Source organism: Nostoc sp. CHAB 5715 (assembly GCF_020829685.1).
In the GTDB taxonomy this organism is placed as follows: domain Bacteria; phylum Cyanobacteriota; class Cyanobacteriia; order Cyanobacteriales; family Nostocaceae; genus Nostoc.
Genome location: NZ_JAIVFR010001147.1, coordinates 1 through 2,155, shown reverse-complemented (window position 1 = coordinate 2,155; position 2,155 = coordinate 1). Strand labels below are relative to the sequence as shown.

At 44.9% G+C, this 2,155-nt stretch carries 2 protein-coding genes; one reads left to right on the top strand and one right to left on the bottom strand.

The window, feature by feature from the left end; genetic code table 11:
- Nucleotides 1-134: 134 nt before the first annotated feature.
- Nucleotides 135-818: a 2-C-methyl-D-erythritol 4-phosphate cytidylyltransferase gene (ispD, locus tag LC574_RS37015; protein WP_229458606.1), complete on the bottom strand. Its 684-nt coding sequence runs from the start codon at nucleotides 816-818 to the stop codon at nucleotides 135-137.
- A gap of 69 nt (nucleotides 819-887) precedes the next feature.
- On the opposite strand from ispD, the gene LC574_RS37010 reads away from it, so the two are divergent.
- Complete coding sequence (locus LC574_RS37010; RefSeq protein ID WP_229458605.1) at nucleotides 888-1,847, top strand: glycosyltransferase family 9 protein; 960 nt, start codon at nucleotides 888-890, stop codon at nucleotides 1,845-1,847.
- The last annotated feature ends 308 nt before the right edge of the window (nucleotides 1,848-2,155 follow it).

Below are 2,155 nucleotides of genomic sequence, written 5' to 3'. Positions count from 1 at the left end.
CGTAAATTGTCAAAATATTGTTTGAAACTCTCAAATTGGGCATTGGGCATGGGGCATTGGGCATTGGGCATTGGTTATTAATTCTTCTCCCTCATCCCCCTCATCCCCCTCATCTCCCTCATCCCCCCACTCCCTCAAAAACCTCTACTTGTGAGAATAAATTCTGCGATCGCTAAATCTTGTGGAGTAGTCACTTTTAAATTTGTCTCTTCTCCCTCGACAATTCGCACTTCAATACCGCACTTTTCAAATAAGGCGGCGTCGTCAGTTACTTCCCAACCTTGACGGACACCTTCAGCGTGGCACTGTTTCAATAACTTGACATCAAATCCTTGGGGAGTTTGTGCCGCCCATAATTGCCGTCTGTCGGGTGTTTTTTGAATTATGCCTTGTTCATCGACAACTTTGATGGTGTCTTTGACGGGTACACCAGCAATTAAACCGGGGCAATGGCGAATGGCCTGGGCGCAAGAGTTAAATAAATCTGGTGTGGCCAAACATCTAGCCCCATCATGAATTAACACTTGTTCTGCGGCTACTGGTAGCCCCTGCAAGCCATTGTAAACAGATTCTTGGCGGGTGGAACCACCTGTAATCAATTCCACTGGTTTAGTCAGCTTCAGATCGGCGATAATTGCTTTGAAGTCTGGCCAATCGGTAGGAGTCGAAATAATTCCGATCCAACTGATTGTACTGGCGGCTTCTGCGGCTAATAGAGTCCAAGCAATAATTGGTTGCGATCGCACGACTAGCAGGAGTTTATTGCGGTTACTCCCCATTCTTTTTCCGATTCCCGCAGCTGGAATTAGTAAATACACAGAATTCCTCAATCTTTAAGCTATATATTTTCCCCTAAAATAGGGAGCGAGTAAGCGTCAATAAATATTATGCGAGTAGTAGCCCTTGTACCTGGCGGAATTGGCGACCAAATTCTCTTCTTTCCGACTCTAGATGACCTAAAGCGCCATTACCCTAACGCTCAGATAGATGTCGTTGTTGAACCCCGGTCAAAGGCTGCCTACCGAGTGAGCAAGTCGGTTCACGAGGTACTGCCCTTTGATTTTCAAGACCGTAACAGTCTGGCAGATTGGGGTAACTTGGTGGGGACAATTCGCGATCGCGAATACGATATTGCCATTGCTGTTAAGCAAAATTGGTTGGTGGGTCTTTTACTCTGGTTGACAGGAATTACCACACGCATTGGCTACCAAGGCAAAGGAGCGGTTTTTCTTACCCACGCTGTGCCATTCAAACCATCCCGGTATGCGGCGGCAGTATATCATGATTTGCTGCAACCATTAAGCATAAAAACCCCTGTCCCAGAATTAGCTGTAAATGTGCCAAAAACAGATATTGACTGGGCAGAAAAGGAACAAAAACGCTTAGGGGTGCATGAAACAGGCTATATCTTGATTCATGGCGGTTCTGGCCAGTTATCCCAGGCTAAAGAACTGGATAAAATCTACCCTGTCCAGAAGTGGCATCAAATTATTCAAAACTTCCAAGATAAGCAACCGGATCTGCCTGTGGTAGTCATTAAGGGAGTTGACGATGAGCAGTTTGTGCGATCGCTTCTGGGGTCTTCTCCAGATATCAAGGTGACTGCCCCAGATGATATTGGTAAGTTAACTGCCATAATTGCCGGGGCAAATCTGATGTTGTCTACTGATAGTGCGGCACTACAACTAAGTGTTGCAGTCCAAACCTATACCATCGCCCTATTTGGCCCCACTGATCCAGCTAAGTTATTGCCGAAAAACGATAAATTCCTGGCCATTGAATCCCCCACGGGAAAAACAGCAGATGTTTCACCAAACGCAGTTTTAGAGAAAATTTGGGGTGGCTAAACCAGCAGTTTGTCTCAATTTCTGCAATCAGTCTATTGGATATCCAATATAGTTATGCGTTTGTTGATGACCGCAAAACCTAGAGGTGACAGCTAGATTTTGCGGTTATTTCAGTATTCAAGAAGAATACTGAAGTTAGAATCAAGACGTTCTCTACAAGACGCTGCGCTATCCACCAGCGATGCACTGAGCATAGCCGAAGTGTCGCTTAACCGAAATTCTGAATTCTGGCTCCTGACACCTGAATTCTTTCTTATTAAAATATACATTGAAATTGAAATTTACCTTAACTAAATTACCCATATCGG